At 72.6% G+C, this 25,380-nt stretch carries 25 protein-coding genes and 1 pseudogene; 11 read left to right on the top strand and 15 right to left on the bottom strand.

The features are described 5' to 3' along the window. Positions 1–83: 83 nt before the first annotated feature. The 4 genes from ACZ6EM_RS37585 to ACZ6EM_RS37570 all read right to left on the bottom strand — a co-directional run bounded on the left by ACZ6EM_RS37585 (position 84) and on the right by ACZ6EM_RS37570 (position 4,578). The gene (locus tag ACZ6EM_RS37585) at positions 84–1,487 is read right to left on the bottom strand and encodes a helix-turn-helix transcriptional regulator (RefSeq protein WP_465774393.1); all 1,404 of its coding nucleotides are present in this window, start codon (positions 1,485–1,487) and stop codon (positions 84–86) included. Between the two features lie 70 nt (positions 1,488–1,557). Next, positions 1,558–1,770 carry a hypothetical protein gene (locus ACZ6EM_RS37580; protein ID WP_387694713.1) on the bottom strand — a complete coding sequence of 71 codons (213 nt, stop codon included), beginning with the start codon at positions 1,768–1,770 and terminating at the stop codon, positions 1,558–1,560. A 731-nt stretch (positions 1,771–2,501) separates the two neighbouring features. Beyond that, positions 2,502–3,719: a serpin family protein gene (locus ACZ6EM_RS37575; RefSeq protein ID WP_465774392.1), complete on the bottom strand. Its 1,218-nt coding sequence runs from the start codon at positions 3,717–3,719 to the stop codon at positions 2,502–2,504. A gap of 202 nt (positions 3,720–3,921) precedes the next feature. Further along, positions 3,922–4,578: a TetR/AcrR family transcriptional regulator gene (locus tag ACZ6EM_RS37570; RefSeq protein WP_331768688.1), complete on the bottom strand. Its 657-nt coding sequence runs from the start codon at positions 4,576–4,578 to the stop codon at positions 3,922–3,924. Positions 4,579–4,685: 107 nt separating this feature from the next. On the opposite strand from ACZ6EM_RS37570, the gene ACZ6EM_RS37565 reads away from it, so the two are divergent. Further along, positions 4,686–5,723, top strand: a complete 1,038-nt coding sequence (locus ACZ6EM_RS37565; RefSeq protein WP_331768687.1) for a medium chain dehydrogenase/reductase family protein — start codon at positions 4,686–4,688, stop codon at positions 5,721–5,723. Continuing rightward, positions 5,671–5,922 (top strand): annotated as a pseudogene (locus tag ACZ6EM_RS37560) (DUF2306 domain-containing protein); the annotation flags it as partial. The gene ACZ6EM_RS37565 and the pseudogene ACZ6EM_RS37560, both read left to right, overlap by 53 nt. Before the next feature lie 66 nt (positions 5,923–5,988). On the opposite strand, the gene ACZ6EM_RS37555 reads toward ACZ6EM_RS37560, so the two are convergent. After that, positions 5,989–6,282, bottom strand: a complete 294-nt coding sequence (locus tag ACZ6EM_RS37555) for a hypothetical protein (protein WP_401052883.1) — start codon at positions 6,280–6,282, stop codon at positions 5,989–5,991. A gap of 384 nt (positions 6,283–6,666) precedes the next feature. Continuing rightward, positions 6,667–6,828 (bottom strand): hypothetical protein, encoded by a 162-nt coding sequence (locus tag ACZ6EM_RS37550; RefSeq protein ID WP_331768819.1) that lies wholly within the window; start codon positions 6,826–6,828, stop codon positions 6,667–6,669. Between the two features lie 356 nt (positions 6,829–7,184). Here ACZ6EM_RS37550 and ACZ6EM_RS37545 point away from each other — a divergent pair, with 356 nt between their 5' ends. Beyond that, the gene (locus ACZ6EM_RS37545) at positions 7,185–7,376 is read left to right on the top strand and encodes a hypothetical protein (protein WP_465774391.1); all 192 of its coding nucleotides are present in this window, start codon (positions 7,185–7,187) and stop codon (positions 7,374–7,376) included. 4 nt (positions 7,377–7,380) lie between these two features. Here the strand turns inward: ACZ6EM_RS37545 and ACZ6EM_RS37540 are convergent, their stop codons facing one another. Together ACZ6EM_RS37540 and ACZ6EM_RS37535 are read right to left on the bottom strand one after the other, a co-directional pair. Next, positions 7,381–8,070 carry a response regulator transcription factor gene (locus ACZ6EM_RS37540; protein ID WP_331768818.1) on the bottom strand — a complete coding sequence of 230 codons (690 nt, stop codon included), beginning with the start codon at positions 8,068–8,070 and terminating at the stop codon, positions 7,381–7,383. Beyond that, positions 8,067–9,143: a sensor histidine kinase gene (locus ACZ6EM_RS37535; protein ID WP_401052888.1), complete on the bottom strand. Its 1,077-nt coding sequence runs from the start codon at positions 9,141–9,143 to the stop codon at positions 8,067–8,069. Before ACZ6EM_RS37535 ends, ACZ6EM_RS37540 begins: the two co-directional genes overlap by 4 nt. Positions 9,144–9,373: 230 nt before the next feature. Here ACZ6EM_RS37535 and ACZ6EM_RS37530 point away from each other — a divergent pair, with 230 nt between their 5' ends. After that, positions 9,374–10,564 (top strand): alpha/beta hydrolase family protein, encoded by a 1,191-nt coding sequence (locus ACZ6EM_RS37530; protein ID WP_465774390.1) that lies wholly within the window; start codon positions 9,374–9,376, stop codon positions 10,562–10,564. 212 nt (positions 10,565–10,776) lie between these two features. Here ACZ6EM_RS37530 and ACZ6EM_RS37525 read toward each other — a convergent pair whose 3' ends face one another. Both ACZ6EM_RS37525 and ACZ6EM_RS37520 read right to left on the bottom strand, forming a co-directional pair. Further along, complete coding sequence (locus tag ACZ6EM_RS37525; protein WP_465774389.1) at positions 10,777–13,122, bottom strand: ABC transporter permease; 2,346 nt, start codon at positions 13,120–13,122, stop codon at positions 10,777–10,779. Between the two features lie 145 nt (positions 13,123–13,267). After that, positions 13,268–14,020, bottom strand: coding sequence for an ABC transporter ATP-binding protein (locus tag ACZ6EM_RS37520; protein ID WP_465774388.1), 753 nt, complete (start codon positions 14,018–14,020; stop codon positions 13,268–13,270). On the opposite strand from ACZ6EM_RS37520, the gene ACZ6EM_RS37515 reads away from it, so the two are divergent. The 7 genes from ACZ6EM_RS37515 to ACZ6EM_RS37485 all read left to right on the top strand — a co-directional run bounded on the left by ACZ6EM_RS37515 (position 14,013) and on the right by ACZ6EM_RS37485 (position 19,068). Continuing rightward, complete coding sequence (locus tag ACZ6EM_RS37515; RefSeq protein ID WP_465774406.1) at positions 14,013–15,377, top strand: sensor histidine kinase; 1,365 nt, start codon at positions 14,013–14,015, stop codon at positions 15,375–15,377. The genes ACZ6EM_RS37520 and ACZ6EM_RS37515 overlap by 8 nt on opposite strands. Next, entirely contained in the window at positions 15,374–16,057 is a 684-nt protein-coding gene (locus ACZ6EM_RS37510; RefSeq protein ID WP_465774387.1) for a response regulator, read from the top strand. Before ACZ6EM_RS37515 ends, ACZ6EM_RS37510 begins: the two co-directional genes overlap by 4 nt. Positions 16,058–16,243: 186 nt before the next feature. After that, positions 16,244–16,636 carry a hypothetical protein gene (locus tag ACZ6EM_RS37505; RefSeq protein ID WP_465774386.1) on the top strand — a complete coding sequence of 131 codons (393 nt, stop codon included), beginning with the start codon at positions 16,244–16,246 and terminating at the stop codon, positions 16,634–16,636. Next, positions 16,615–17,079, top strand: coding sequence for a transposase family protein (locus ACZ6EM_RS37500; RefSeq protein ID WP_465774385.1), 465 nt, complete (start codon positions 16,615–16,617; stop codon positions 17,077–17,079). Before ACZ6EM_RS37505 ends, ACZ6EM_RS37500 begins: the two co-directional genes overlap by 22 nt. Before the next feature lie 32 nt (positions 17,080–17,111). After that, a complete protein-coding gene (locus ACZ6EM_RS37495) occupies positions 17,112–17,330 on the top strand; it encodes an ATP dependent DNA ligase (protein ID WP_465774384.1) in 219 nt (72 codons plus the stop codon). A 218-nt stretch (positions 17,331–17,548) separates the two neighbouring features. Beyond that, complete coding sequence (locus ACZ6EM_RS37490) at positions 17,549–17,767, top strand: ferredoxin (protein ID WP_331768810.1); 219 nt, start codon at positions 17,549–17,551, stop codon at positions 17,765–17,767. 92 nt (positions 17,768–17,859) lie between these two features. Then, on the top strand, positions 17,860–19,068 hold the full coding sequence (locus ACZ6EM_RS37485) for a cytochrome P450 (RefSeq protein ID WP_465774383.1): 1,209 nt from the start codon (positions 17,860–17,862) through the stop codon (positions 19,066–19,068). Between the two features lie 324 nt (positions 19,069–19,392). Here the strand turns inward: ACZ6EM_RS37485 and ACZ6EM_RS37480 are convergent, their stop codons facing one another. From ACZ6EM_RS37480 to ACZ6EM_RS37460, 5 genes are all read right to left on the bottom strand, one after another. Continuing rightward, positions 19,393–20,706, bottom strand: a complete 1,314-nt coding sequence (locus tag ACZ6EM_RS37480; RefSeq protein WP_465774382.1) for an erythromycin esterase family protein — start codon at positions 20,704–20,706, stop codon at positions 19,393–19,395. A 196-nt stretch (positions 20,707–20,902) separates the two neighbouring features. Next, complete coding sequence (locus ACZ6EM_RS37475; RefSeq protein ID WP_452178415.1) at positions 20,903–21,037, bottom strand: hypothetical protein; 135 nt, start codon at positions 21,035–21,037, stop codon at positions 20,903–20,905. A gap of 75 nt (positions 21,038–21,112) precedes the next feature. Continuing rightward, positions 21,113–23,446, bottom strand: coding sequence for a protein translocase subunit SecD (gene secD, locus ACZ6EM_RS37470; protein WP_465774381.1), 2,334 nt, complete (start codon positions 23,444–23,446; stop codon positions 21,113–21,115). A gap of 176 nt (positions 23,447–23,622) precedes the next feature. Continuing rightward, on the bottom strand, positions 23,623–24,045 hold the full coding sequence (locus ACZ6EM_RS37465) for a hypothetical protein (protein ID WP_465774380.1): 423 nt from the start codon (positions 24,043–24,045) through the stop codon (positions 23,623–23,625). Positions 24,046–24,530: 485 nt separating this feature from the next. After that, positions 24,531–24,947, bottom strand: a complete 417-nt coding sequence (locus ACZ6EM_RS37460; protein ID WP_465774379.1) for a hypothetical protein — start codon at positions 24,945–24,947, stop codon at positions 24,531–24,533. Positions 24,948–25,380: the final 433 nt, after the last annotated feature.

Below are 25,380 nucleotides of genomic sequence, written 5' to 3'. Positions count from 1 at the left end.
GGCGCGCTCAAGAGCCTCCTCGGGTCCGGCTACCGGGACACCTGCCTCGGCTGACGGCCTCTGGCACCGTCCCGGCCACCGTCCTACGGGGCGGCGGCAGACCGGCTCCCCGCCACCGCAGGCACCGGCTGCGAGCCCCTTGCCGCAGCCGAGCTCGACGACGGCGCCCCGGTGCGGACCACCCTCGCCACCCTCGCGGACCCCGACGGTCGGCGCACCGGCACCGCCAGCCTGCGCGGCTGCGGCGCGACCTGAGCCCTGAGGCCGGCGAACACGTCACCGTAAACCGGCACCGGCACCGGCACCGGCACCGGTACCGAAACCGGAGCCTTCCCCCATGTGCTGCGCCTGGCTGCGCTGAGCCGCTGGGCGTCCTCGTACGCCTGCTGGAGAAGCATGGTCAGATCGGTGACCTCGGACTTCAGCCTGGTGACCTCCGCGTCCAGGGCCCCGGTACGGCTGTGGGTGTCATCCAACCGCTCCGCCAGCTCGACGGTCAGCGCCGTCCTCGGGCCGGTCGCGTTCAGCGCCTTCCAGCGGAGCTCATGGAGCATCGTGCGCAGGGCCGTCCCGTCGCCGGGGCCGGGAGCCGCGAAGGCCGCGAGCCTGTCGACGACATCCCGAGGCGGCACCCGGTGACCGTTCAGGTAGCGGGACATCGTGGCGGGGCTGACGAAGACCGCCCCGGCGACCTGGCGGATCGAGCAGTGCCGTGAACGGACCACGTCCCGAAGGGTGTCCGCGAGCGTCACGACCTCGGCCGGGAGACCGGAGTCCAGGGGGACGAGCGGCCTCGACTGACGCCACCGGAAGAGCTCGACCTCCTTGCCCGGTGCCGTCGCGGAGCGGCCCCCGCCCTCCTCCCGGGCCACCTCGGACAGCGCCCGCCGCAGCCGGTGCCAGGCACCGCGGTACCACTCGAGAACGCCCGGTCCGCCGCCACGACCTCCGTACGAGGCCGCGAAGTGCAGGCAGCTCCGAACGAAGCCGACGAGCAGAGGAAGGCGCGGCAGGCTGCGGCGCCGCAGGTTCAGCGCGTCGCCCACGGTGCTTCGGCCCGCGTGGGTGTCGAGATGCCTGGACATGTGCCGGGAGACCCACCCCAGCGACGGCTCGCCGGCCCAGGCCTTCAGCTCGCGCAGGCACTGCACGAACTCTCCCACCGTCCGGCAACCGCCGGGGTCAGGGGGCAGTGCGGGGCCTGAGGCCGAGAACCCGGCATCGGCACGGCGAGTGCGCGCGACGTTCCACTGCGCGGCCCAGAACTCCCGGTCGCCGCCGCAGGCGGTGCCGTAGGCGACGGTCACCGCCAGACTGGGCAGCCGTCTGCCGGAGGCGGCCTGGGCGAGCGCCGATACGGAGAAACCGGTCCGATGCGCCAGGGCTTCGTAGGGAGGCAGCCCCGCCTCCTCCCGGGCCCGGCGCAGCAGCAGGGCGAGCCCCGCGTACGGGACGTGCGGGTCGATGGGGTTCTCACGACGTGGCACGGCGTACCTCCTCACGGTGCGTGGCGGTGCCGCAGGCGTGCGGCACCGCCACGGTGGATGAACCGGACCGTCAGGAGGACTGGCCGAGCTCGCGCGCGACCGCGCCCGTGGCGAGGACCGCCGCGATGGCGGCCTGGACGTCGTAGCCCAGGACGACGAGCACGACGACCGCGACGCCGGTCGGGAGGATCCAGGGCACGCCGAGCGTGCGGTTCCCGGGGAGGTGGATGCAGAACGCGGCCCCGCTGGCGGGCCTCCGCGAGGTGTGACGGCGCATGGCCATGGTGATCATGTCCTTTGGTCCGGACGGTATTTGACGTTCTGTCACGGGTTGCCGCCCGCGACGCGTCCAGCATTTCACGGCCGTCCCGCGGCGCCGCAATGGCCTGGGGCGGGCCGTTTTTCACAAACCGTCCGAGGGCACTCCAGCGCTGGCCCGACGTGGGACCCGACCCGCTTCGTCCGCACCGGCGGGAGGTGGACAACCTCGCCGGCCCCGCAGGTCGAGGGCGGCCGTTGTGCACGAGCGTCCGGTCTCGTTTGCGAAACAGTTTCCTCCTTGGGCAACACCCCGCCCCGGGCCGAAGCTGGTCGCGGCGCTCCCACCCGGAGCCGCCCATCACGGCGCCCATCCCTTGGTCCGGACGGTCGCCACGCACCACCCGAGGCCCCGTCTGTTGCCGCAGACCCCTCGCCCCGCCCGGCGGTGCCGCACGACGCGGCACCGCCGGCGTTGCGTCCGCTCCTCGTGGGGCCGGTCGTCCGAGGTGGTGGCGTCGGATCCACGCGGCTGTTCGGGCAGGCGCAAGGCCGGAGGCGCCGGTCGCGCCGTTCGCGGAACGGCTGCGCAGCGGTGGCCACCTGCCGGGCGGGCACCACGACCCCGAGGAGCGGTCGGCGAGCAAGCTCCTTCGCCGCCACGACACCACCGCACTCGCGCCGCTTCGGGCGGGCGTCCTTCACACGACACCCGGCCGTCCGACGCTGCCCCGTGCCGTCCGTTGCTTCACGGGCTCACCATTCCCAGGACGATTCCTCGAAGGCCTCGGGTTCGGTGATCCAGCCGGCGTTCAGGACGAGCCGTGAGGTGCGGTGGACGGCGAGGAAGCCGAACGGCCGGTCGAATCGAGCGCTGATTCTGCGGGCGCGATAGCGGAACCGCGGCGGTGGCCCCGCGCCCGCCACGCTCAGGGCAGTGACGCTCGCGGAACGGAAGCCGCGAGCGCCGAACGTGGCAGTCACCGTCTGTGCGGCGGCCTCGACCGCCAACGGCTCGGCGCTGATGCCGGGGAAGTGACCTCGGGTTCGGTCCGTTGCTGTTCGGAGGCCGAACAGCTCAGGGTCCTTGAGCAGATCGTGGCGGGCGGTGATGGTGAAGGGCACGGTTTCCACCACCAGCTTCGATTCGCCGTCGAGGCTGGGAACACGCTCGACCGTCAGCCCGGGGCCTGGAGCGCCGTAGGGGAGTTCACCGCCCGGGAGTACTGTCCTCCGGTTGTCGAGGGTCCGCACCGCTGCCGCCAGCACATGCCCTGGCAGGGCGTCCTCTGTCCCCAGGAACAGGTGGACATCGATTCCCTGGGCGCCGAGAACGTGGAGCACGGTGACGGGACCTGTCGGGGTCTGGGTGACTCCCACGCGGTCGAGGAGTGCGGTGACCCGGGACAGGCCGGCCATGTCCCTGCCCCGCCAGGGGCCGGCCGCCGCCTCCAGGCTGTCGGGTTCGAACGGGCGGATCCAGTCGGTGCGGACCGTAAGGGCGCTGGCCAGCACCAGTCGGGTGTCCTGCTCGACGGTCACCGGCATCGACGGGATCTGTCCGCCGGTGCACGTCGCCGCCCAGGCGTCGAGTCGAGCCTGATCCGAGGCCGCGTCGCCGGTGAGCTGTCCGTGGACGCGTTCGGGGAGTGCGGCAAGCCAGCTCCGCTCGATCGGCAGAGCTTCGTGGGTCCACAGGCCGAGCGCCCCTTGCACGCCGGGCATCGCATCGATCGCGGCCAGCAGGCCCCGCGCCTCGCCCGCAGCCCGGTCTGCCGGGATGCCGATGGCATCGGCAAGTTCCGTACGGACAGCGGCGGTTGTGCCGTCTGCCAGCAGAGCCAGCAGCGGCCACACCCCGGCGGTGGTGAAGGCCGTGCCGCCTTCCGGCAGAGCGGCAGCCCAGCGCGCGGTCAACGCATTGACGGCCCGGACGGTGGAACTACGAATCATGCCCACCCCTTCGAGGAACACCTGACCCCGGGAGCGTAGGGCCGACCCGTCCGGGGCGGCCAGCGAGATACGTGGGCGCTCCTGGTGACGAACCGCAAGCTCGGCTCGGACGGGCTCATCGACGACACGGGCATCGAGTGCGCAGGGAACCGGCAGGACCCGGCCCCCGGGCCGCCGTCCGGCCGCCCCCGTGCCTGCCACCGCGCCTCGACCCGCCGCATGATCAATTACCGGACGGGCCTTGGCTCTTGAGGTGCGCCAGCGTGGAGATCAGCCGGTCGGCGATGCCCTCGGGCCAGGGGAAGGCGATCGTCACCGCCCGTTGGTGGGCCAGCCCGTGCAGGCCCAGCCACAGGGCGACGGCGTCCGCCCAGGGGTCGTCGGTGGCGGCCAGGCCGGCGGCGGCGCACTCGGCCAGGACATCGGCGAGCAGGTGCAGGGGCGCCATGCCGAGGGTGGCCATGTCCTCCTGCGTCACGGCGGTGTCCTGGAGCACGGGCACCCAGACGCCGCCGAGCATGGTGCGGTAGCGCTCCGGGTGGTCCTCGGAGAAGCCCAGGTAGGCGTGGCAGAAGGCGAGCAGACGTGCCCGGGGGTCCTCGCCGGCCGCGTCCACGGCGGCGCGGAGCTGTGCTTCCAGCTGGTCGAAGGCCTGCTGCACCACGGCCAGCATGATGGCCGGCTGGTCGGGGAAGTGGCGGTAGATCGAGGGGGCGGCGATCCCGACCCGGCGGGCGACGGACCGCAGGGTGACGGCGCTCTCGCTACCGGTCTCGTCGAGCAGCTCGACCGCGGCGGCCACGATGTCCTCGCGGAGACGGGCACCCTCCCCCCGGCGGTTGCGGGGGCGGGCGGACAGTGTGCTCGATTCGTTTCCCATGCCGTGAGCTTACAGGTGAAAACTTACAGCCGACAGCCCTTGTGCGCCGTGAGCTTACGCGCGTAACGTTACGGTCGTAAGCAATGCTGAGCCGAACGGAGCACGCCATGAACGACGCCGTCATCACCCGCGCCATCGAGGTCGTCCTGCCGGGCGAGGTCGAGCCGGACGGCCTCCGGCTGCGCACCCGCGACCTCCCGCCGCCGACCGACGGCCGGGTCCTGCTGCGGATGGACGCCACCGGCGTCTCCTTCGCCGAGCAGCAGATGCGCCGCGGCAAGTACTACGACCAGCCGCCCTTCCCCTTCGTGCCCGGCTACGACGTGGTCGGCACGGTGGTCGCGACCGGCCCCGGCGTCGACCCGGCGATGACCGGGCGCCGCTTCGCCGCCGTCACCAAGACCGGCGCCTGGGCCAGCCACCTGCTGATCGACGCCGCGGACGCGGTCCCCGTGCCGGACGGCGTGACGGCCGCCGACGCCGAGACCGTGGTCGTCAACGGCGTGACGGCCTGGCAGATGCTGCACCGGACGGCGAAGGTGGCCCGGGGCGCGACGATCGTCGTGCTCGGCGCCAACGGCGGCGTCGGCTCGACCCTCGTCCAACTGGCCCGGCACGCCGGGATCACGGTGATCGGCACGGCCTCCGCGCGCCACCACGACACCGTCCGCGCCCTCGGTGCGACCCCGGTCGACCACCGCGACCCGGACGCGTACCAGCGCATCCGGGAACTCGCACCCGACGGCGTCGACGCGGTGTTCGACCACGTCGGCGGCGCCGGACTGGCGCGGTCCTGGCAACTGCTGCGCCGCGGAGGGGTCCTGGTGTCCTACGGCACCGCCGCCACCAAGGACGAGGCCGGCGACTCGCGGCTCCCGGTGCTGAACCTGTTCGCCCGGTTGGCGTTGTGGAACCTGCTCCCCAACGGGCGCTCCGCGCACTTCTACAACCTGTGGGCGGGCAGGCGCCGCCCCGCGGCCTTCCGGGCCCGGCTGCGCGAGGACCTCACCCAGGTGCTGGCCCTGCTCGCCGACGGCACGCTCACCGCCCAGGTCGCCGCAGAGTTCCCCCTCGACGAGGCCGCGGCCGCGCTTGCCCTGGCCGAGTCGCGCACCGTCGCGGGCAAGGTCGTCATCGTCCGCTAGCCCGGGGCCGGCGAAAGGCCCGACCTCCCCTCCCCGGAAAGCAGGATCGGAGCTCCACATCGCCTTTTGCCTGCTGGCGGCCGCGTGGCTGTCCACCGCCGCCCGGGCCTACCGCACGATCCGCCGCGGCGAGGTGCAAGCGCACCGGACCTGGACGATCCGCACCTACGCCCCGACCTTCGCCGCCGTCACCCTGCGCCTCTACCTGCTCACCGGCCTGGGGCTGCGAGGTCGCCGGGCGACCGGGCGAGATCGGGGCAGGGATTCAGGGGATGTAGAGGCTCTGGGCGCCGGTGGTGATCTCGTCGTCACCGGCGCTGATGCGGCCGAGCTCCTCTCCGTTGCAGTCCGGACCCGAGTAGACGGTCACGGCCGTGTCGGTGTTGTTGTCGACGATGCTGGAGTCCTCCAGGGGGTAGCAGCCGGAGGGGTCCGTGTAGACCTCTTCGTTGTTGAGGTAGAGGTTTCCGGTGGCTGCGGTGGCCGGGCCGGCGGGCAGGACCAGGGCGGCAGCGGTCATCAACGGGACGCCGAGAGCGGCGCGGCAGGTGATTCTCATAACCATGTGCATAGCCATTTCGGGCCGGTGCCGTGGCAGGGACGGGCAGGGGTCGCCCTTGGGGGCGGCCCCGATGGGCCGAATGCCGGGTGCCCCACGGCCGCCGCCGGCGTCGACCACGACCACGACCCCGGTCCCGGCCCGCGGCCCGGGCACGCCGACGGCGCTCCCGTCGGCGGCCGTGACAACGGTCTGCACCCAGGTCGCGGCCGCGGAAGCGGCGTGGACGCAGTCGATGCTGCTGCCGGCCGTCCCGGCCGGCCGGACCGTGTGTGGCCGACCGGACCGTGTGTGGCCGACCGGGCCGGTTCACCGGGAGTTTTCTTTGCAGACAGCGGACGGGCCGTCACCGGTGCTGCGGTGGCGGCCCGTCGAGGGTGATGCTCATACGGTCGGGCCGACCAGACCTGTCAGGGCCCGGTGTGCGCGTCGGGTGGTGCGCTCGGCGCGGCTCTTGAGCCGGAGCGCGCGCGTGAGGCGGTGCTTCTCGGCCTCCCGCAGACGCTCGTCGATCGTCGCCCGCGCAACCTCGATGTGGTAGATCATGATGCTCCCCCTGTCCGGGGTGATTCGTCGGCATCATCGCCATGCCGGCCCTTCGGACCACCCTCTGTGCTTCAGAGCCTACACCCAAATACGGGGCAAGGCCTTGCATTTAACGTTCTGTTCAAGAAATTGCCTACTGATCGAAGGCTTTGGCGCCGATCAGCTACCAGGTTCCGCGTGGCGGCGATTCGGTGCCCGGATCCCTGCCCGGGCCGTCGCGAGAGCGGCACCAACCCCAGCCGGCTGGTCGAACGCGTCGTCGCGGCCGGACTGGTCGAGCGCCGCACCGACGCCGAGGACCGCCGCACACGGAACCGCGCGGGGCCGGCCGACCCCGCGCCGGGGAAGGAAAAATCATGCGATTCGAGAACACCCTGACCGTCGACGCGCCCGTCAGCGTGCTCTTCGCCCACCTCGCACGGCCCGAGAACCTCCCGCGCTGGAACTACCGCGCTCGACACCACGGAGCAGACCTCCCGGGGCCGATCGGGGTCGGCACGACCCACCGCCGGGGCAGTCCCCTTCAGGTCCACCGTCCCAGCCGGTGAGGCGTCAGCCCGTGGACGGGAGGTTCCCGCCCGCGGTGACCATGCCTGTCTCATAGGCGATGACGACCATCTGGGCCCGGTCATGGGCGTGGAGCTTGGCCAGCAGCCGCCGGACATGTGTCTTGACGGTCGCGATGCTCAGCCCCAGATGCTCGGCGATCACGCGGTTGGGCAGTCCCCGGGCCACCAGTCGGAGCACTTCCCGTTCCCGTGGGGTCACGCCCGCCAGCTCCCGGGCGAGTCGCGGGCGCGGCTCGTGGCGTCCGGCGAACTCGCGGATCAGACGGCGGGTGACCGCGGGCGCGAGCAGGGCGTCGCCGGCGGCGACCACCCGCAAGGCTGTCAGCAGGTCGGCGGGGAGGATGTCCTTCAGGATGAATCCGCTGGCTCCGCCGCGGAGTGCCGCGTACACGTACTCGTCCAGGTCGAACGTGGTGAGGACCAGCACCCGGGTGCCGGCGGCGTCCGGGTCCGCGCAGATGCGCCGGGTGGCCTCCAGACCGTCCATGCCCGGCATCCGGATGTCCATCAGCACGACGTCGGGCCGCAGCCGCAGGGCGAGTTCGACGGCCTGCTCGCCGCTGACGGCCTCGCCTGCGACGGTGAGGTCCGGCGCGTTCTCGATGAGCAGGCGGAAGCCCGTCCGCAACAGCGCCTGGTCATCGGCGATGAGAACCCGGACCGGCCGGTTCACCGTGCTGTCTCCGATCCCCAGGGCAGCCGCGCGTGCACCCGGAATCCGCCCGTCGCCAGGGGGCCGGCGGAGAGGGTCCCGCCGCACATGGCCGCCCGCTCCCGCATCCCGACGAGTCCGTGCCCGCCGCCAGGACGCCGGGGCGGGAACCGGGACGGGAGCCGGGACGGCGCGTCGTTGACGACCTCGATCTCGACCGCCTCGGGACCCGTCCGGGAAAGGTTCACCCGGCAGTCCGCCGATCCCGCGTGCCTGACGACATTGGTGAGGGCTTCCTGAACGATCCGGTAGACCGCCAGTTCCACACCCGGGGGGAGCGGTGGATCCGGCTCGACGGACAGCTCGACGCGCGGGCCTGCGCCGTCCGCGAGCGCCGGCAGGTCCGCCAGACCGGGGGCGGTCCCCGACTCGGGTCCGTCACCGGGTGATCGCAGAACGCCGAGCATGCGGCGCATCTCGGTGAGCGCCGTCCGGCCCGCTGTCCCGACCAGTGCGAGGGTCCGCTCGGCCTCCTGCGGGTTGGTGGAGGCCACCGCACGGGCCACCTCGGCCCGTACCGCGATGACAGTCAGATGATGGGCCACCACGTCGTGGAGCTCGCGGGCGATCCGCAGGCGCTCGTCCGTCACGGCCTGCCGGGCGGCGAGTTCCGCGTACGACCGCTGCTCTCTCAGCGCGGTGCCCACCAGCCAGGGCAACGTCATCATCAAAGACGCGAAGACGACGCCCCACGCGACCCCGGAGGCCGGGACCGGTCGCGGTACGAGGGCCATGGCCGCCGCGACGGCGCCCAGCGAGCAGCCGAGCGCCGTCGCGGACCGGCGCCGCGGTTCCCGCGCCGCCACCGTGTACAGAGCGGCCCCGACGGGGACCCAGGACTCCTCCCATCCGGTGAACGCCATGGCGAAGACCGCACCGGCCAGGACCGTGTACAGAACCCGGACGGACCATCTGCGCCGTACCGCGACCGGAAGCCAGACCGCCGCCGCCACGGCTCCCGCGCCCCAGCCACCGCTGCGCGTCTCGCTCGCGCCGAACGCCAGGGCGAGGAGCACGGCCGCGACCGTGTCCACGCCGTGCCACTGTCCGTCCCTCAGACGTCCGGCCACCAACGGCCGTGACTCCCCGTCGCCCATGCCGGCCACGCTATCCAAGCCGGGGCCCGGGGCCTGTCAGCCCGGAGGACGTCATCTCGCGGGCTGACTCATCCGCGCGGCCGATGCCCGTCGTACCCTCCTGGGCTGACACCGGGTTCCTCCCCGGGGGCGAAGCCGCCGGGCCCGTCGGACGCAACAGTGGAGCCATGAATCGGAGAACACTGCTGTCCTCGTCCGCCGCACTGGCCGCCGCCATGATCCCGGGTCCGCTCGCGCCGCTGGCCGTCGCGCGACCGAGGCAGGAGGAACCCGTGCGGTTCCAGCTGCCCGCCCCGAACGGACCGTACCCGCTGGGCACGATCGCGCTGCACCTGGCCGACACCGCGCGGCCCGACCCCTGGGTGCCCTCCCGCCCCTGCCGTGAGCTGATGATCAGCCTCTGGTACCCCGCCCGCGGCCGCGCGGACCGCCCCACCGTTCCCTGGATGCCTCCGGCGGCGGCCGACCGGTACCTGAGCCTCCTCGGCCTGCCTCCCGGCCGGGTACGACTGGGAAGCACCCACGGCCACGAGGGCGCTCCCGTCGGCGGCCCACCGGGCCCCCTGCCCGTCGTGCTCTACTCCCCCGGCGCCGACGCGTCACGGTCGTTCGGCACCGGCGTCGTGGAAGACCTCGCCGGCCACGGCTTCGTGGTGGTCACCGTCGACCACACCTACGACGCGGCGGCGGTCGCCTTCCCCGGTGGACGCGTCGAGACGAATCCGCTGGGCGGGATCAGCGACTACGCCAAGGCCCTCGCGGTCCGTACCGCCGACATCCGCTTCGTCCTGGACCGGCTCGCCGTCCTCCGCTCGGGTGGCCACCCCGGCGTCTGCCGCACCCCGCTGCCCACAGGCCTGCGCGGGGCGCTCGACCTGCGGCGCGTCGGGATGCTCGGCCACTCCCTGGGCGGCGCCACCACCGCCGCGACGATGCTCACCGACGGGCGGATCACGGCGGGCATGAGCCTGGACGGAGGCGCGGCGGGCCCGGTGGTGGACGCCGGCCTCGACCGTCCGTTCCTGGTCGTGGACACCCCGGGCAAGGGCGGCATGGAGAACAACCCCGCCCTGCGCGCGTTCTGGTCGCATCTGCGCGGCTGGCGCCTGCATCTGACCGTACGGGGAGCCGCGCACCAGTCGTTCGGCGACGATGTGCTGATCCTGCCGCTGATCGCCCCTCTCCTGGGCAAGTCACCGGCCGATCTGGAGGAAGAGGTCGGGACGATTCCCGGGCACCGGGCACAGGCGTTCCAACGCGCCTACCCGCGAGCCTTCTTCGACCTCCACCTCCGCGACCGGGGGCGGCTGCTCGACGGTCCCTCCCCCGGCTTCCCCGAGGTCGACTACGCCCGGTGAACGCCTTGGCGCCGGGCCCGCCCGTCCGGGCTCCGGGGTACGACGCCGGGGCGTTCACCGGGCGGGGTCCAGCGAGGAGGGCCGTCGGTGTCCTCGGCTTCGCCGGGAGGATCACGACCCGGGGAATCCTGCGGGGCGGCGCCTCCACCGTCCCGACAGGGCAGCGGTGCCCTGGACGGGGCCTGCATCCGTAGGGCGCCACGCCCTCGGTCCTACTCGGTCCGCAGCGCGGTGGCGGTCCGCGACCGGGCCGCCCAGCCGGCCGGCAGCAGTGCGCCGAGCAGGGCGATCACGATCCCGCCGGCCAGCAGGGGGATGAGCAGCCCGGCGGTGTAGACGTGGGACACGCTCGGCGGCAGGTGCCGGCCGATCGCGTTCCCCATCGGGGTCAGCGTCGCCTTCTCCACCGCGACCCCGAGCGGGACCCCGATCAGCCCGGCGATCAGGCCGGTGAGGGACACCGAGGTCAGCACCATCGCGACGGTCTGCTTGGGCGTCATCCCGAGGGCCTTGAGGATCCCCAGGTCATGAACCCGTTCCCGGGTGTCCTGCACCACCGTGCTCAGCACCCCGAGCGCGGCGACCGCGATCATCATCAGCGTGAGCGTGGCCACCAGAGCACCCATGGTGATCACTATGATGTTCTTGCCCCCGCCCGAGTTCGGCTGGACCGAGGCGTTCAGCGGGGTCAGCGCGGCGGCGGCCGAGGTGGACCAGTCCGATCCGCTGACGTTGTCGGCCAGCTCCACGTTGAACAGGTCGATGTGCGGGGTCAGGCCGGCGGCGGTGAAGGTGGCCGCATCCGTCATGACCGTGTAGTCGCCCTGGTTGGTGTCGAAGTTGATGCCGACGACCTTCAGCGACAGTTGCCTGTTCTGCTGCACCACGGCGACGTCGTCACCGACGTGGATCCCCGCCGCCGAGGCCAGCTTGTCGCCGACCACCGCCTCACCCAGCGCCGAGTACCAGCGGCCGGACAGCAGCTCCAGGTGCGTCCAGGAGAAGTCGCCGGTGACCGTGAACACCCTCGGCGGTTCGCCGCCGGCCGGGGCGCCGACCATGGTCGCGCCGCTGTCGCCCCAGCCGAACGCGGTCTTCGTGCCCGGGATCTCGGCGAGCGCGGCGGCCACCTCGGCGGCGTCCAGGTGCGGGGTGCGCGGGTCGTTGGGGCCGTAGCGACCCCAGGGCACGCCCACGTCGGCTGTGGGCATCACGAACTTCGACGCGACGTTGAAGCCCGAGGTGCTGGTGTCCAGGTACTTGTTGAACCCGGACTCCAGCCCCACCGCGAACGTGACGCTCACGACGCCGAACAGTACCGCCGCACCGACCAGTACGACCCGGGCCGGCCGGGCGAACGGCTGGGCCAGCCCCAACGACACGGCCCGGGGCAGCGGCAGCCGCGAGGCCAGACGCTGCGCCACCCGACCGCCCCCGGCTCTGGGGGCGCGGCCGACCACCAGGGCCCGCACCGTCGGCATCCGGCCGGCCCGCAGTGCCGGGATCAAAGCCGTGACGCCGACGATCAGCAGGGTGCCCAGCGGCACCACGGCGCTGACCCACAACGGGATCGTGGCACTGGCCGCTCCGAGCTGCTTGGTGGCCCCGTCCAGGATCGGCACGGCCAGGAGGTTGCCGAAAACCGTGCCGAGCACCAGGCCGAGTGTCGCCGGGATCACGGCCTGCGCGGTGTAGGCGCGGGCCACCTGCGAAGGGGTGAAGCCCAACGACTTCAGAATCCCGATGCGCCGGATTCCCGAGGCCACGGCCCCGCTGACCACGATCGAGATGATCAGCACCGACATGAACAGCCCGAGGATCCCGAAGGCGATCAGGAACGGCACGTAGGCCTTGGCGTTGCCGGTCGCCTGCTGCTCCGCGGTCAGGTACGACTGTCCGGCCTCGACCGCGCCGGCCGGCGCGGCGGCGGCCACCGCCTGCTTGTCGGTGGCGATGTCCGCGGCGGTCCCGGCCTTGGCGAACCGGTAGAGCATCTGCTCGTCGGACTCGGCACCGGCGGCGGTGAGCCGCGCGAAACCGTCGGCGGTGGCGAAGCCGGTCGCGCTGTCGGTCACCGAGCCGGCGAAGCCGACGACCTTGAACGACGGCTTGCCCGGCAGGGAGGAGAACACCACCGAATCGCCGAAGCAGTCGGTGGCATAGTGCTGCCACGGCAGGGCGATCTCGTCCGGGCTCGTCGGCCAGCGCCCCTGGGTCAGCGCCAGCTGGTCCATCCCGGAGGTGCTGCCCAGGTCGGGCCGGGTGGTGACGGTGATCGGACCGTTGTCGTGACCGGCCCGATCCGTCTTGGAGCAATCCGTGCCGATCGTCGTGTCCAGGGCGGCGGCGACCGGGTAGGGCCCGGCCGCCTCGGTGACGCCGGCGGCGTGCGCGGTGGCGGCGGCCTGCGCGGCCGTGACCTTCGAGCCGTCGAACTGGACCGCCAGGTGCGCCCCGTTCCGCGCACGGAAAGCGTGCTCGAACGGGGCCTGCACGACAGTCAGCAGACCGAGGGAGAGCACTGAGGACGTCACCGCGGCGAACGTCGTCAGGGCCATGACGAGGGACTGGACCCGACGCCGGCCCACGCCCGAGCGTACGACCTTGCCCAAGGCGCTCACCGGCTCACCGCCGGCAGCAGGCGGGCCACGGCCCGGAAACCGACCTCGAAGACGCGCCGGGGCATCGGCGGCTTGCGCAGTGTCATCGGACCTCTCCCGCCGGACGAATCAGCGGTGTGCGGGCGGCCAGGCCGGCACCGCTGCCGTCGTTGACGACGTCCCGCTCGACCGCGCCGTCCACCAACTCGATCGTGCGGCGCGCGGTGCTCGCGGCCAGCTGCACGTCGTGGGTGACCAGCAGGATGGTCTGGCCGTCGCTGTTCAGGTCCAGCAGCAGCTCGCGCACGTCCTCGGCCGAGCTCGAGTCCAGAGCGCCGGTCGGCTCGTCGGCCAGCAGCAGCGCCGGCTCGTTCATCAGGGCCCTGGCCACCGCCACCCGCTGCCGTTCCCCGCCGGACAGCCGCTGCGGGTAGGCCTTGGCGTGCCGGTCGATGCCCAGCGAGTCGAGCAGCTCGACGGCCCGCCGCTTCGCTTCGCCCTTGCCCATCCCGGCCAGCTGCGCCGGAACCATGACGTTGTCCAACACGGTCAGGTCGTCCAGCAGGTTGAAGAACTGGAAGATCATGCCGATGGAGGCCCGGCGGTACTTCGCCGAACCGGCCTCGCCGAGCTGGTCGACGCGGGTGCCGTCGACGGTCACGGTGCCACTGGAAGGCTTGTCCAGACCCGCGATCAGGTTCAGCAGCGTGGACTTGCCACTGCCGGAATGGCCGAGGATCGCCACGCACTCACCAGCCGCCACGGACAAGGTGACGCCGGCCAGTGCGGGCGGGCCGTCGTCGTACTTCTTTGTCGTGTCGCGAAGATCGATCATCGGTGCATTCGTCATGACCATGAACCTAGGAACGGACCACGATCCACCGCGTCGGCCGGCGGATGTCACCTCTTCCCAGGCCATCGGCCCGGGGGCGTATCCGGCGTACATCCCCGGGGCGACGCGCAGAGCCGACGCCACTGAATACGATCTTCGTATGGAACAGCTTCTCCAGCGTCTCTCGACATCGAAACGCGTGACCTGGCTGATGTCACAGGCCGTGGTGCTGGCCACCACCTGCTTGTACGCGCTGATTCTCGCCTTGACGATGCTGCCCACTGATTGGGCGCACTACGAGGGCCTGTTCCGGTTCCCCGACCTCGCGCCCTTCCAGATACTCGGTCTCTGCGTCGTGCTCGCCCTGCCGGTTCTGCTGGTGCGCCGTCTGCCGGCGGCGGTCTTCGCCGCGGTCCTGGGCGAAGCCGTCCTCGGCGACGCCTTCGGCGCGCGGCCCTCGATCGTGTTCGTCCTGCTCGTCGGCTTGGGCGGCTACCTCGCCGTCCGGCGGCCCAAGGCTGCCGCCGTCGGCGCCGTCGCGGCCGTCGCGGCCGCGTTCTTCAACGACCTCCACGTCCGCGAGCAGACCGTCGGCGACGCGTCCCAGTGGGCCGGACAGTTCGCGTTGTGGTTCGCGGTCGCGTGGGTCTTCGGGGGGGTGTACCGCAAACGCCGTGAATACCTCGAAGCCCTGCAGGAGCAGACCGCGGCCCGCGTCGTCATGGCCGAGCGGCTGCGGATCGCCCGCGAGCTGCACGACAGCGTCGCGCACAGCATCGGGATCATCACGGTGCTGTCGGGAGCGGCGGCGCGGGTCGTGGCGACCAAGCCCGAGCAGACGCGGCAGGCGCTGACCGGCATCGAGACCACCAGCCGGGAGACGCTGCTGGAGCTGCAACGCATGCTCGGGGCGCTCCGCCGCGCCGAGCCCGACGACGCCATGCCGCAGGCCGCTCCGCTGGCGCCGGCCGGCAGCCTGGCCGACGTCCCGCAGCTCGCCGAACGCACGGCCGGCGCCGGGGTGCGGGTTCATGTGACCTGGCGGGGCGAGCGGCGTCCACTGCCGCCGGAGATCGAACTGTCGGCGTTCCGGATCATCCAGGAGTCGGTGACGAACGTGGTGCGGCATTCCGGGGCGCGGACCTGCCGGGTCGCGGTCGGTTACGAGCCGACAGGAGTGAGGATCGAAGTGGTGGACGACGGGGACGACGGGGACGACGGTCTCGGCGGGCCGGGCCGTCCGAGGTTCGCGGCGGGGGCCGGCGGCAGCGGCTTCGGCCTGCTCGGCATGCGCGAGCGGGTGACGTTGCTGTCCGGCCAGTTCAGCGCCGGCCAGCGTCCGGAGGGCGGATTCCGGGTGACGGCGAGGCTCCCGGCATGAGCGTGCGGGTGCTGCTGGTCGACGACCAGCCGCTGATGCTGGTCGGGCTCGGGATCCTGATCGGCGACACCGACGACCTGGAGGTGGTCGGCCAGGCCGGCGACGGCCTCGAAGCGGTGCGCCTGGTGCGTGAACTGAGGCCGGACGTCGTGGTGATGGACATCCGGATGCCGGGCATGGACGGGATCGAGGCGACCCGGCAGGCGAGCGCCGAGCCGGACCCACCCAAGGTGCTGGTGCTGACGACCTTCGACCACGACGAGTACGTCTACGGCGCACTGCGCGCCGGGGCCAGCGGATTCCTGCTCAAGAGCATGGCCCTGGACGCGATCCTGGAAGCGATCCGCGTGGTGGCCGCGGGCGACGCGCTGATCGCGCCGAGCGTGACCCGACGGCTGATCGCGGACTTCGCCGGAACGTCCGGCCCCACGGCCCCCGAACCGGACGCCGGGCCCGCCGCGGACTCGAGTCCCCTCGCGGGGATCACCGACCGGGAGCGCGAGGTGCTGGCACTGGTCGGGCAGGGACTGTCGAACACCGAGATAGCCGAGCGGCTGGTGATCAGCGCGGCGACCGCGAAGACCCATGTCGCGCGTCTGTTCGCCAAGCTCGAGGCTCGGGACCGCGTCCAGCTGGCGATCATCGCCTTCGAAACCGGACTCGTGCCGCGTAGACGGTAGGCGCAGACGGTAGGGGCAGACGGTAGGGGCAGGATCAGAAGAACGATCGCGACCACGAGTCCACCGCGTTCCAGATGCGCCGGCACACCCCCGGTCGCAGCAGGATTGGGCTTCGGGGAGTATCCGTCGCGGGCCGCGAAACGAACCCTGACCTGCACGGCAGGCGAGGATGCCGAACAGTCGGCGATGTCGCGCGGAACGGCGGTGGGCGTCCGGGCCGCCATTGCGGTCTTATGTCAGTGCGCGCTGCCGCTGTCCTCGCACACCGTCAACTACGTCGCCGACCTGATGCGCGCCCACCTGAAGGCGATCGGCTCCCGGTGGCGGTCCCGCTCGGCCGGACAGATCGCGGTGCTGGTGCTCGCAGTGCTGGTGCTCGCGGTGCTGGTGCTCGCGGTGCTGCGCCACGACCAGCGCGCCGCCGACCTGGCCGGCGGCAACGCCGTGGCGGCCACCACGATCCGCCGCTGGTGCGACGAGGTGATCGCCCTGCTCGCGGCCAAGGCCCCGCGCCTGGACCGCGCCCTGAAGAAGATCACCCGGGCCGGGGCGAGGTCGTGCTGCTGGACGGCACCCTGATCCGCACCCGCCGCCGCGCCGGGAAGGCCAACCGCAAGAACTACAGCGGGAAACACACGTCCCACGGCCTGCTGCTCCTGGCCCTCACCGACGAGCGCGGCAACCTTATCCGGATCTCCTCGGCCCGCCGCGGCACGGCCGGCGAGATCAAGACCGCCCGGCACGACAAGATCTGCCGGCACCTGCGCACCGCAGGCCTGGGCTCCCCGGCCGATCTCGGCTTCGTCGGCCTCGATACCGACCGCGACGACCCGGTGGTCATCACCGGGGCCAAGCGGACCCGCAAGAAGAAGCTCACCGCCGGCCGGAAGACCGCCAACCAGATCATCGCCGCCGCCCACGCCCCCGTTGAGCACGGCTTCGCCGCGCTCAAGAACTGGCGCATCCTCACCCAACTGCGGCTCAACCCGACCCGGGCCACGAGCCTGCCTTCAAGGGGCTGACCGAACGGACGCTCGCCTGGCAGACCGCCGAGTTGCTCGCCCGGGAGACCGGGCGGGACGCCCGGACGGTGCTGGTCCGGCCGGAACTGGTCGTCGAGGTCGCCTTCGACGGCCTCCGGCGCAGCCCCCGCTACCCCGCCGGGCCGGCCCTGCGGTTCGCCCGGGTGGTGCGCTACCGGCCCGACAAGAGCGCCGCCGAGGCCGACACCGTGGCCTCCGTACGGGAGTTGGCCACCGCCGAAGGCTTGTGAGGCCGTCCGCGCGGCCGGGTCCGCCGACCCGTCCGGCGAAGTACCGCGGGTTGAAACGCATTGTGCCGCCAGAGGGGTTCACACACAGGGGCCGAATCGGCCGTTCTCGGTCCGGCCACCGTACCCGTCCGTAAACGGACCGGTGACGGCTAGTTTGACCGTGACAACGAGAGGCGGCCGCCGGGCAGCCGGCGCCGCCCTGACGAAAGGTGCCCGACATGCAGGTGAGCGTCGACCGGGACCGCTGCTGCAGCTCCGGCATGTGCGTGACGAACGCCCCCGCGGTCTTCGACCAGGACGACCGGGACAGCCTGGTGAGACTCCGTCAGATTGTGCTGCTGCCCGAGCAGTTCGACGACGTCAGACTCGCCGCCGACCTCTGCCCGGGCCGGGCGATCACCGTCACCGAGGACCAGCCCGCGCAGACCGGGGCCTGACCGGCCCCACCGCCGGCCCCACAGGCCGCCGGGGACTCCCTGCACCCCCGACAGCCCCACGAGGACCCCCGCGACATGAGGAGACCCCCGCCGTGACCGCCACACCCACCGCCCCCGCCGTCCCGCTGCTGCCGGCCCCGCACTCCGGCGGCTGCCCGTTCGGCCCGCCGCCCGCGTACTCCGAGGCCGCCGCCACCGGGCCGGTGACCAGGGCCGAGCTGCCCGACGGCGACCTCTGCTGGCTGGTCACCGGCTTCGCCGAGGTCCGCACCGTGCTGTCCGACCGCCGGTTCAGTGCCGACATACGCCACCCGGCCTTCCCGCTGCTGGTCGCCGGCGCTCGCGAGCTGATCACCGACAATCCGGACTTCCTGCGGCTCGACGACCCCGAGCACGCCCGCCAGCGCCGCATCATCACCGGGGAATTCCTGGTCAAGCGGGTGGAGGCGCTGCGCCCGGAGATCCAGCGGATCGTGGACGAGGCACTGGACCGGATGACCGCGGGCCGGACCACGGCCGACCTGGTCACCGACTTCGCGCTGCCGGTGCCCTCGCTGGTGATCTGCCTGCTGCTCGGCGTGCCGTACGAGGACCACGACCGCTTCCAGAGCCTGAGCCGCACGATGCTCAGCCGGGAGAGCACCGTGGAGCAGCTCCGGGAGGCCCAGGAAGAGGTCCGCGACTACCTTCGCGACCTGACGGCCCGCAAGCGCGCACAACCGGAGGACGACGCCCTCAGCCGACTCGCGGCGCGGGACGACCTGACCCCGGACGACGTGGCCGGCATGGGCGTGCTGCTGCTGATCGCCGGGCACGAGACGACCGCGAACATGATCTCGCTGTCGACCGCGCTGCTGCTGGAGCACCCCGAGCAGATCCCCGGCCTGGCCGACCCGGCCACCCTGCCGGGCGCGGTGGAGGAGCTGTTGCGGCTGCTGACCATCGTGCACACCGGCCTGCCCCGGGTGGCGCTGGAGGACGTGGAGCTGGGCGGCGTCACCGTCCGGGCCGGGGAGGGCGTGATGGCGATGCTCTCCACCGCCAACCGGGACGAGGCGGTGTTCGGCGGCGCCGGCCATCGGGCGACGGACGAGCTGGACCTGGACCGGGACGCCCGGCGGCACCTGGCGTTCGGCTTCGGCGTACACCAGTGCCTGGGCCAGCCGCTGGCCCGCGCCGAACTCCAGATCGCCCTGGAGACGCTGTTCCGCCGGCTGCCGGGGCTGCGGCTGACCGGCGAGCGCGAGTTCCGTACCGAGTCGTTCATCTACGGGATGCGGTCGCTGCCCGTGACCTGGTGAGCGGGGCCCACTGGAGAACTCTCACTGGAGTACTAGGCGGAGCTGTCCGGGCGATCATGTGCGGAGCCGGATGACGAGAGCGGCTGCGGTGACGGTGCCGAGGTAGACGTATCCGCGCTTGTCGTATCGGGTTGCGACCGCTCGGGCGTGGTCGGGTGGCCGGGCCACGTTGCCGTGGCCCGGCCCCCTCAGAACCGGGCATGGATACGCCCGCGGCGGACCGGGGCCGTCCGAGTGTTCGGCGGGATCGAAACGGCTGCCTCTGCTACGGCTTCGCGTGGACAAGGCACAGCGTGGCGAGGACGTGGTCGCACGGCAGCGTCGTCACGGCTTCAGTTTGTTGGCCTCCCGGACTTCGTGGAGGTGGATGAGGACGTCGAAGGACTGGGCGATCGCGGTGTCGCGGGGCTTCTCGGGGAACTGCGTGCCGATGTTGAGCGTGGGCCGGGCGACGTTCAACCAGGCGCGCGCGGCGGCCGGGGCCTTGCGGACGTCGAGGTAGAAGTCCTGGTAACCGACCTGGTCGAGGGTGTGCTCGTTCCTGCCGGGCTCGGCGGCGCCCACGGTGAACTTCTTCCAGTCGCCGCCGAGGGCGGCGTCCTTCGACAGGAAGGAGCCCTGGTTGAAGGTGAAGCCGATGGGCAGGTAGTCCTTGCCCATGGTGTCGCGCAGGAACGACCCCTGCGTCTTGGAGTACAGCTCGGGGTTGTCGGAGACGTAGCCGACGTGGTTGTTCTGCGCCGACACCAGGATCTTGTCGCCGGTGTGCTGCCGCCACCAGGCCACGTTCTGGGCCATCACCTCGTCTCGGAACAGCTCGAAGTCGGGCAGCGACTTGGGGTCGTTCGGGTCGATGGTGAGGAACTTGGCGGTCTGGGCGATTGAACGGGCGTTCTGCTCGGCCCAGTCGAACGCGTCTCCGCCGGAGCCCTTCCGGCTGCTGACCAGTTCCAGGGCCTGCTGCGCCTTGGCTGCGAGCTGCTGCCGTTCGGCGAGCGGCTTGCCCAGGTAGGCGAAGACGTTGTCGATGGGCCGCAGGCCGATGTAGAGCTCGTTGAGCCGCGGCAGTGCCTCGGGGTGGTTCTTCTGTACGTAACCGGTCACCCGTTCGAAGAACGCGTCATTCAACGAGGGGGCGCCGATGTCGTCGCCCATGAAGTGCACGGGGCGGTCGGGGTGGTGGCGGTTGTAGTCGCGCATCCACTCGATGAGGCTCACGAACTCCTCGCGGTCCCAGGGCGAGTCGGCGAAGGTCTGCTTGGCGACGCTGCGGGCGTCACCGCCCTTGCCGGTCTGGAGATAGTCGTCGATCTGGAGTCCCGCGGACCAGCTCAGCTCCAGGGCGAAGGTGGTGAAGCCCTTCTCTTCGACAAGGTGGCGGAAGACCCGCTCCTTCATGGTGAAGAACTCGTGGGAGCCGTGGGTGGCCTCGCCGAGGCCGACCACCTTGGCGTTGCCGATCATTGCGGACAGGGCTCGCAGGTCGGCCGTACTTCCGCCGGGCTCGGTCGCACGCAGCGGGTGGGCTGCCCGCTCCAGTGCACGTACCGGATCCTGCTTCCCGTCGGCCGTGGCGGCGGTGGCCGACTGGACCGCCACCGGAACGAGGACCGCCCCCGCCACGGTCACCGCCGTCACCAGCAGCCCCCGCCGACTGATGCGCTTCGGATACCTAATAGCCATGCTTTCTTGCCCCTCAACTTGCGTATGACGACGTGAGAAGATCCTTTCGTGTGATCCGTTGCCCCGCGCTCAGGGCAGCCACCGAACTCTTCCGGGGGCTAACCCCCCTCATCCGAAGGCACACGAGTCCCGCCACTCCGCGTGCTGGCGGTCACCTCCCGGGCCCCGTCCGGGCAGGGGGCTCGTGCCCGGTGGTATGGACGACCATGTCGACGTCGGGGTTGACCGTCCAGCCGGCCGGCGCCCACCAGTCGCCGAACAGCTTCGGGTCGAGAGCGACGCGCACGTCGCCAGGGGGCAGGCGCCGGCACTCGGCCGGCCGGTCGCGGGACGCACGGCCTCCCCACCGAACCGGCGCCGCTCAGACCACCGCCCCGTTGTGGTCCCGTGCCCGCGCCGCGCCCGCCGTGTGAGGCGCCCGTGCCGCCCCGACCTCCCGCGGCCGGTCCGGGAACCGCTCCTGGAGCAGTACGACCACCGGCATCGCGGTGAACACCGTCGACGCCGTGCCCGTCAGGACCCCGGCCAGCAGCGCCACCGAGAAGTCGGCGAGCGAGTCCCCGCCGAGGGCCGCCAGGGCCACCAGGACGAACAGCGCCCCCATGCCGGTGTTCACCGTCCGGGGGAGGGTCTGCGCCACGGCGCGGTCCGCGAGAGCCGCCCAGCTCGCCTTCGTCCCGGTCCGGCGCAGCTCGCGCAGCCGGTCCAGGACCACCACCGTGTCGTTGACCGAGTACCCGACGATGGTGAGCAGCGCGGCGAGGAAGACGCTGTCCACCGGCTTGCCCAGCCAGGCGAAGAGGCCGAGGACGAGCAGCAGGTCCTGCGCCATCGCGATCACCGCGGCGGTCGCGAAGGTCCACCGGAAGCGGATCGTGAGGTAGAGCAGCTGGGCGGCGACCGCGAGCCCGAGCGCGGCCAGCGCGTAGCCGCGCAGCTCGCTGCCGAGGCTCGGCCCGATCAGTTCGTCCCGCTCCACGGACAGTTCGCCGGTGACGCCGGTGAGCGCCTCCCGGATGCGCTGCTGCTGGTCGTCGCCGGTCTCCTTGGTGCGGACGGACACGCCGGTGTCGCCGGTGGTCTGCACCACGGCCTGCGGGAACCCTGCGCCGACCACCGCCGCGCGGGCGGCGTCCGCGTCGACCCGCTGCGCGGCGGTGTATTGCGCCACCCGGCCGCCGGTGAACTCGACGCCGAAGTCCAGGCCGCGCCCGCCGATCCCGGCCAGGGCGAGCAGCAGCAGGCCGGCGCAGACGCCCAGCCAGCGCCGCCGGTGGCGCATCAGCCGGGGCGGCCGCCGGGTCAGCCGGGTCCGGAGCCGGCCGACGGTGGCCATGCCGGTCAGGGTGGGCCGCCGGGCGACGGCGGGCCGGCGCACCGCCCACTCGGCGAGCAGCCGGGTGATCAGCATGGCCGAGAACATCGACGCCAGCACGCCGATCGAGAGCGTCACCCCGAAGCCCTTGACCGGGCCGGTGGCGAACACGAAGAGCAGACCGGCGGCGAGCAGCGTCGTCACGTTGGAGTCGGCCACCGCGCTCCATGCCTTCGCGAACCCGACACGGAGCGGGCGCCGCAGGTCGCGCTCCTTGCCGGGGCCGGCCGTCCGGGGAGCGGTGTACTCCTCCCTGGCCCGTTCGAAGACCAGCACGTTGGCGTCCACCGCCATGCCGATGGCGAGGACGAAGCCGGCCAGCCCGGGCAGGGTGAGCGTCGTACCGAGCGCGACCACGGCGGCGTACGAGATCAGTCCGTAGAGGGCGAGAGCGACGGTGGCCAGCACACCGAGCAGGCGGTACACCGCGATGATGAAGGCCCCGGTGCAGAGCAGGCCGATGGCCGCGGCCAGGGCGCTGGCCCGGATCGCCTCGGCGCCGAGGGTGGGGCCGACGGTGCTCTGCTCGATCACCGTCACCGGGACGGGCAGGGCGCCGCCCTTGACCAGGGCGGCGAGGTCGCGGGCCTCGTCGGCCGAGAAGCCGCCGGTGATCTGCGTCGAACCGCCGGTGATCCCCTGCCCGCAGAGCACGCTGTCCTGGACACCGGGGGCGGACAGGACGCGGTCGTCGAGCACGATGGCGACCCGGCGGGCGGGGTCGGCCGGCGCGGCACACGCCGCCTCCCCGGTGAGCCGGGCCCAGGCGTCGCCGGCCGAACCGCGGAAGGAGAGGTCGACGCTCCAGCCGAGGCCCGTCCGGGTGTCGAGGACGGCCGAGGCGTCCTTGACGCCGTCGCCGGTCAACACTGGCGGGCCCAGCCGCAGGTGGCCGCCGGGGAGGCCGGGGTCGGCGAGGACCCGGGACCCGTCCGCCGCAGGGGGCCCGGCCGGGCCGTCGGCAGTCGCCACGACGGGGTGGAAGGCGAGCTGGGCGGTGCGGCCGATGACCCCGGCGGCCTCGCGGGGGTCCTGGACGCCGGGGAGTTCGACGACGATGCGCCGCTCCCCGGCGCGGGCGAGCGAGGGTTCGACGACGCCGAGGCCGTCGACCCGGCGGCGCAGCACCTCCAGCGCCCGGTCGGTGGCGTCCGCGTCGGCGCGGACGGTGGGCGAGTCCTGGGTCTCCAGGACGATCCGGGTGCCGCCGCGCAGGTCGAGGCCGAGGCGGGGCGGCGTGGTCAGGGCGACGTAGAGCGAGACACCGACGACGGCGAGCGCGACGAGCGCGCGCCAGAACACGGTACGGCGAGTAGGCATGGGTACTCCACGGGCGGTCCGCGGGAGCCGGGCGTCCTCGGGGGACGCCGCACCCGGGACGGGCGGACGCGAGGGGACGGCGCGCCGCCGGGAACGCTCCGGGCACGGTGGCCGGAGTCCTCCCGTCCGGGCCGCGGGCAGGCCTCGGCACCCGGGTCGGCGGGCGCGATGGGACGTCAGCTGGACCGGGTGGAGGGGGGACCGCGGGTGTGGCGGGGGTCGTAGCGGTCGGACGGCGGCGCCCGCTCCTGACGCGGCCCCGCGGCGTACACCCCGGGCCGGAACCGGGGGGCGTCCGTCCGGGCGGCCGGGAGCACGGCCGGCGGGAGCGCGGGCAGCCGGACGCCGGGCTCGGCGGCGGCCGACTGCCGCTGGGCGACGTCGGAGCCGGGGCGGTCCGCGGAGCGCCGGACCTCCGCGCCCGCCGGGCCGAGCCGTACAGCGGCCGGGGCGGCCGGGGCGGCGACGGCGGGCGGCGCACCGGGAGCCGGCTGCGCCGCGCCCGTCGCCGCACTCGTCGCCGTGCCGAGGAGGACCTGGCAGACGGCCCAGGCCGCGAGGAACGCCCAGGACAGCGCGGCCGCCGCGGTCCGACGCACGCGTCGCTCCACTCCGGCCCCCTCCCCGCTCGTGCCGTCACCCGGTCCCGTCCGCAAGAAGCTCTCACTGTAGGCGACGGTGCAGCCGCGCGGGGAGGTTCGGGCGGCGGATCGGCCGGGGCCGGGGTCACGGTCCGGCGGGGGCCTGCACGGTGCTCTCCATCAGTGGGTCTCCTCTGCTGTGCCGCCCGCGCGCCGAACCGGGACACGCGGTCACTTTCCGGAATCGGTGACGAACTGTCAGTGCTCCGGGCCGCCCCCGAGCGGGCTGGGCTGATGGGAGGCACACCTCGCGAGAGGTCACGGCTTGGGGGTCACCCCCGCGGGCGCGGGGCCGACACTTCCTGACCTGCTGTGATTGGGCGCAGAGTGCGCCAATCCATTCAGTTCGAATCCGGGGCCCCACGTGTGCGGGGCCGACGCCCCAGAGGCCATCATCCCCGCTGCGCCCTTACGAGCCGGGCCTGAGCTTTCGCGGGCTGTTGTCAGGCATGGGTGTGGGGGACGGGTTCGCCGGTGAGGGTGTCGGTCAGGGCCCGGGGGCGGAGTGGCTGACGCAGGACGACCTTCAGCTCGGCGATGCCGCCGTCCTCGCACCCGACGTCCGGACCCGAAGCGTCACGGCGCCTGAGCAGCAGTGCGACCTGCTTGTCCGTCTCCCGTGCCACCAGGTCGGGCATGTAGTCGCAGCCGCTCCAGGAGACCTCCATCGTGATCGTACGGTCATCCGCCGCCACGACCGTGTTCTTCGTGGACGGGTCGGCGAGCGCGATGCGGCGCAGAACCGATGCGTCCCGCCGCTTGTACGGCAACGGATAGTCGGATTCACCCTCCCCCGCGGAGCACCCCGACACCACGACCGCGATCAACGCCACCACCACCGCCCAACGCCTGCCGCGCACCCTCACGTCCACAACCCCGCCCTCCCCCTGTCGCGAACCAGGGTAGGCCAGCCCCAACGGCGGCACCGCACACGGTGTCAGCACGCAGCACGCCCACGGCGACACCACCGCCCACCGTGTCCGGGCCCGCCCGCGCGGCCAAGTCAACCCCCGCCAGGCAGCCGGACGGGCGGGTACAAGACGTCAAACCACCGGCTCGGCGCGGTGCAGTGGGCATCACGCAGCCCCGGGCGGTGCTGCCGCGAGTGGTCATGCATCGTCCCCACCGTGATGCGCCCCTGGCTGACCGTCGCCACGGCCCCCAAGCGCCCAGGACGTCGGCATGGATATCGACGTAGGTGGCTTTGTACGCGAGAACGGGAGTCGTTTGTCGATGAGCTCGGGAGGCGCCCTGCTGGCGGGCAGGTCGATGTTCACGAGTTTGGGAGGCACC

Source organism: Kitasatospora sp. NPDC041917, assembly GCF_055589745.1.
This window is presented reverse-complemented; position numbering and strand designations above follow the sequence as displayed.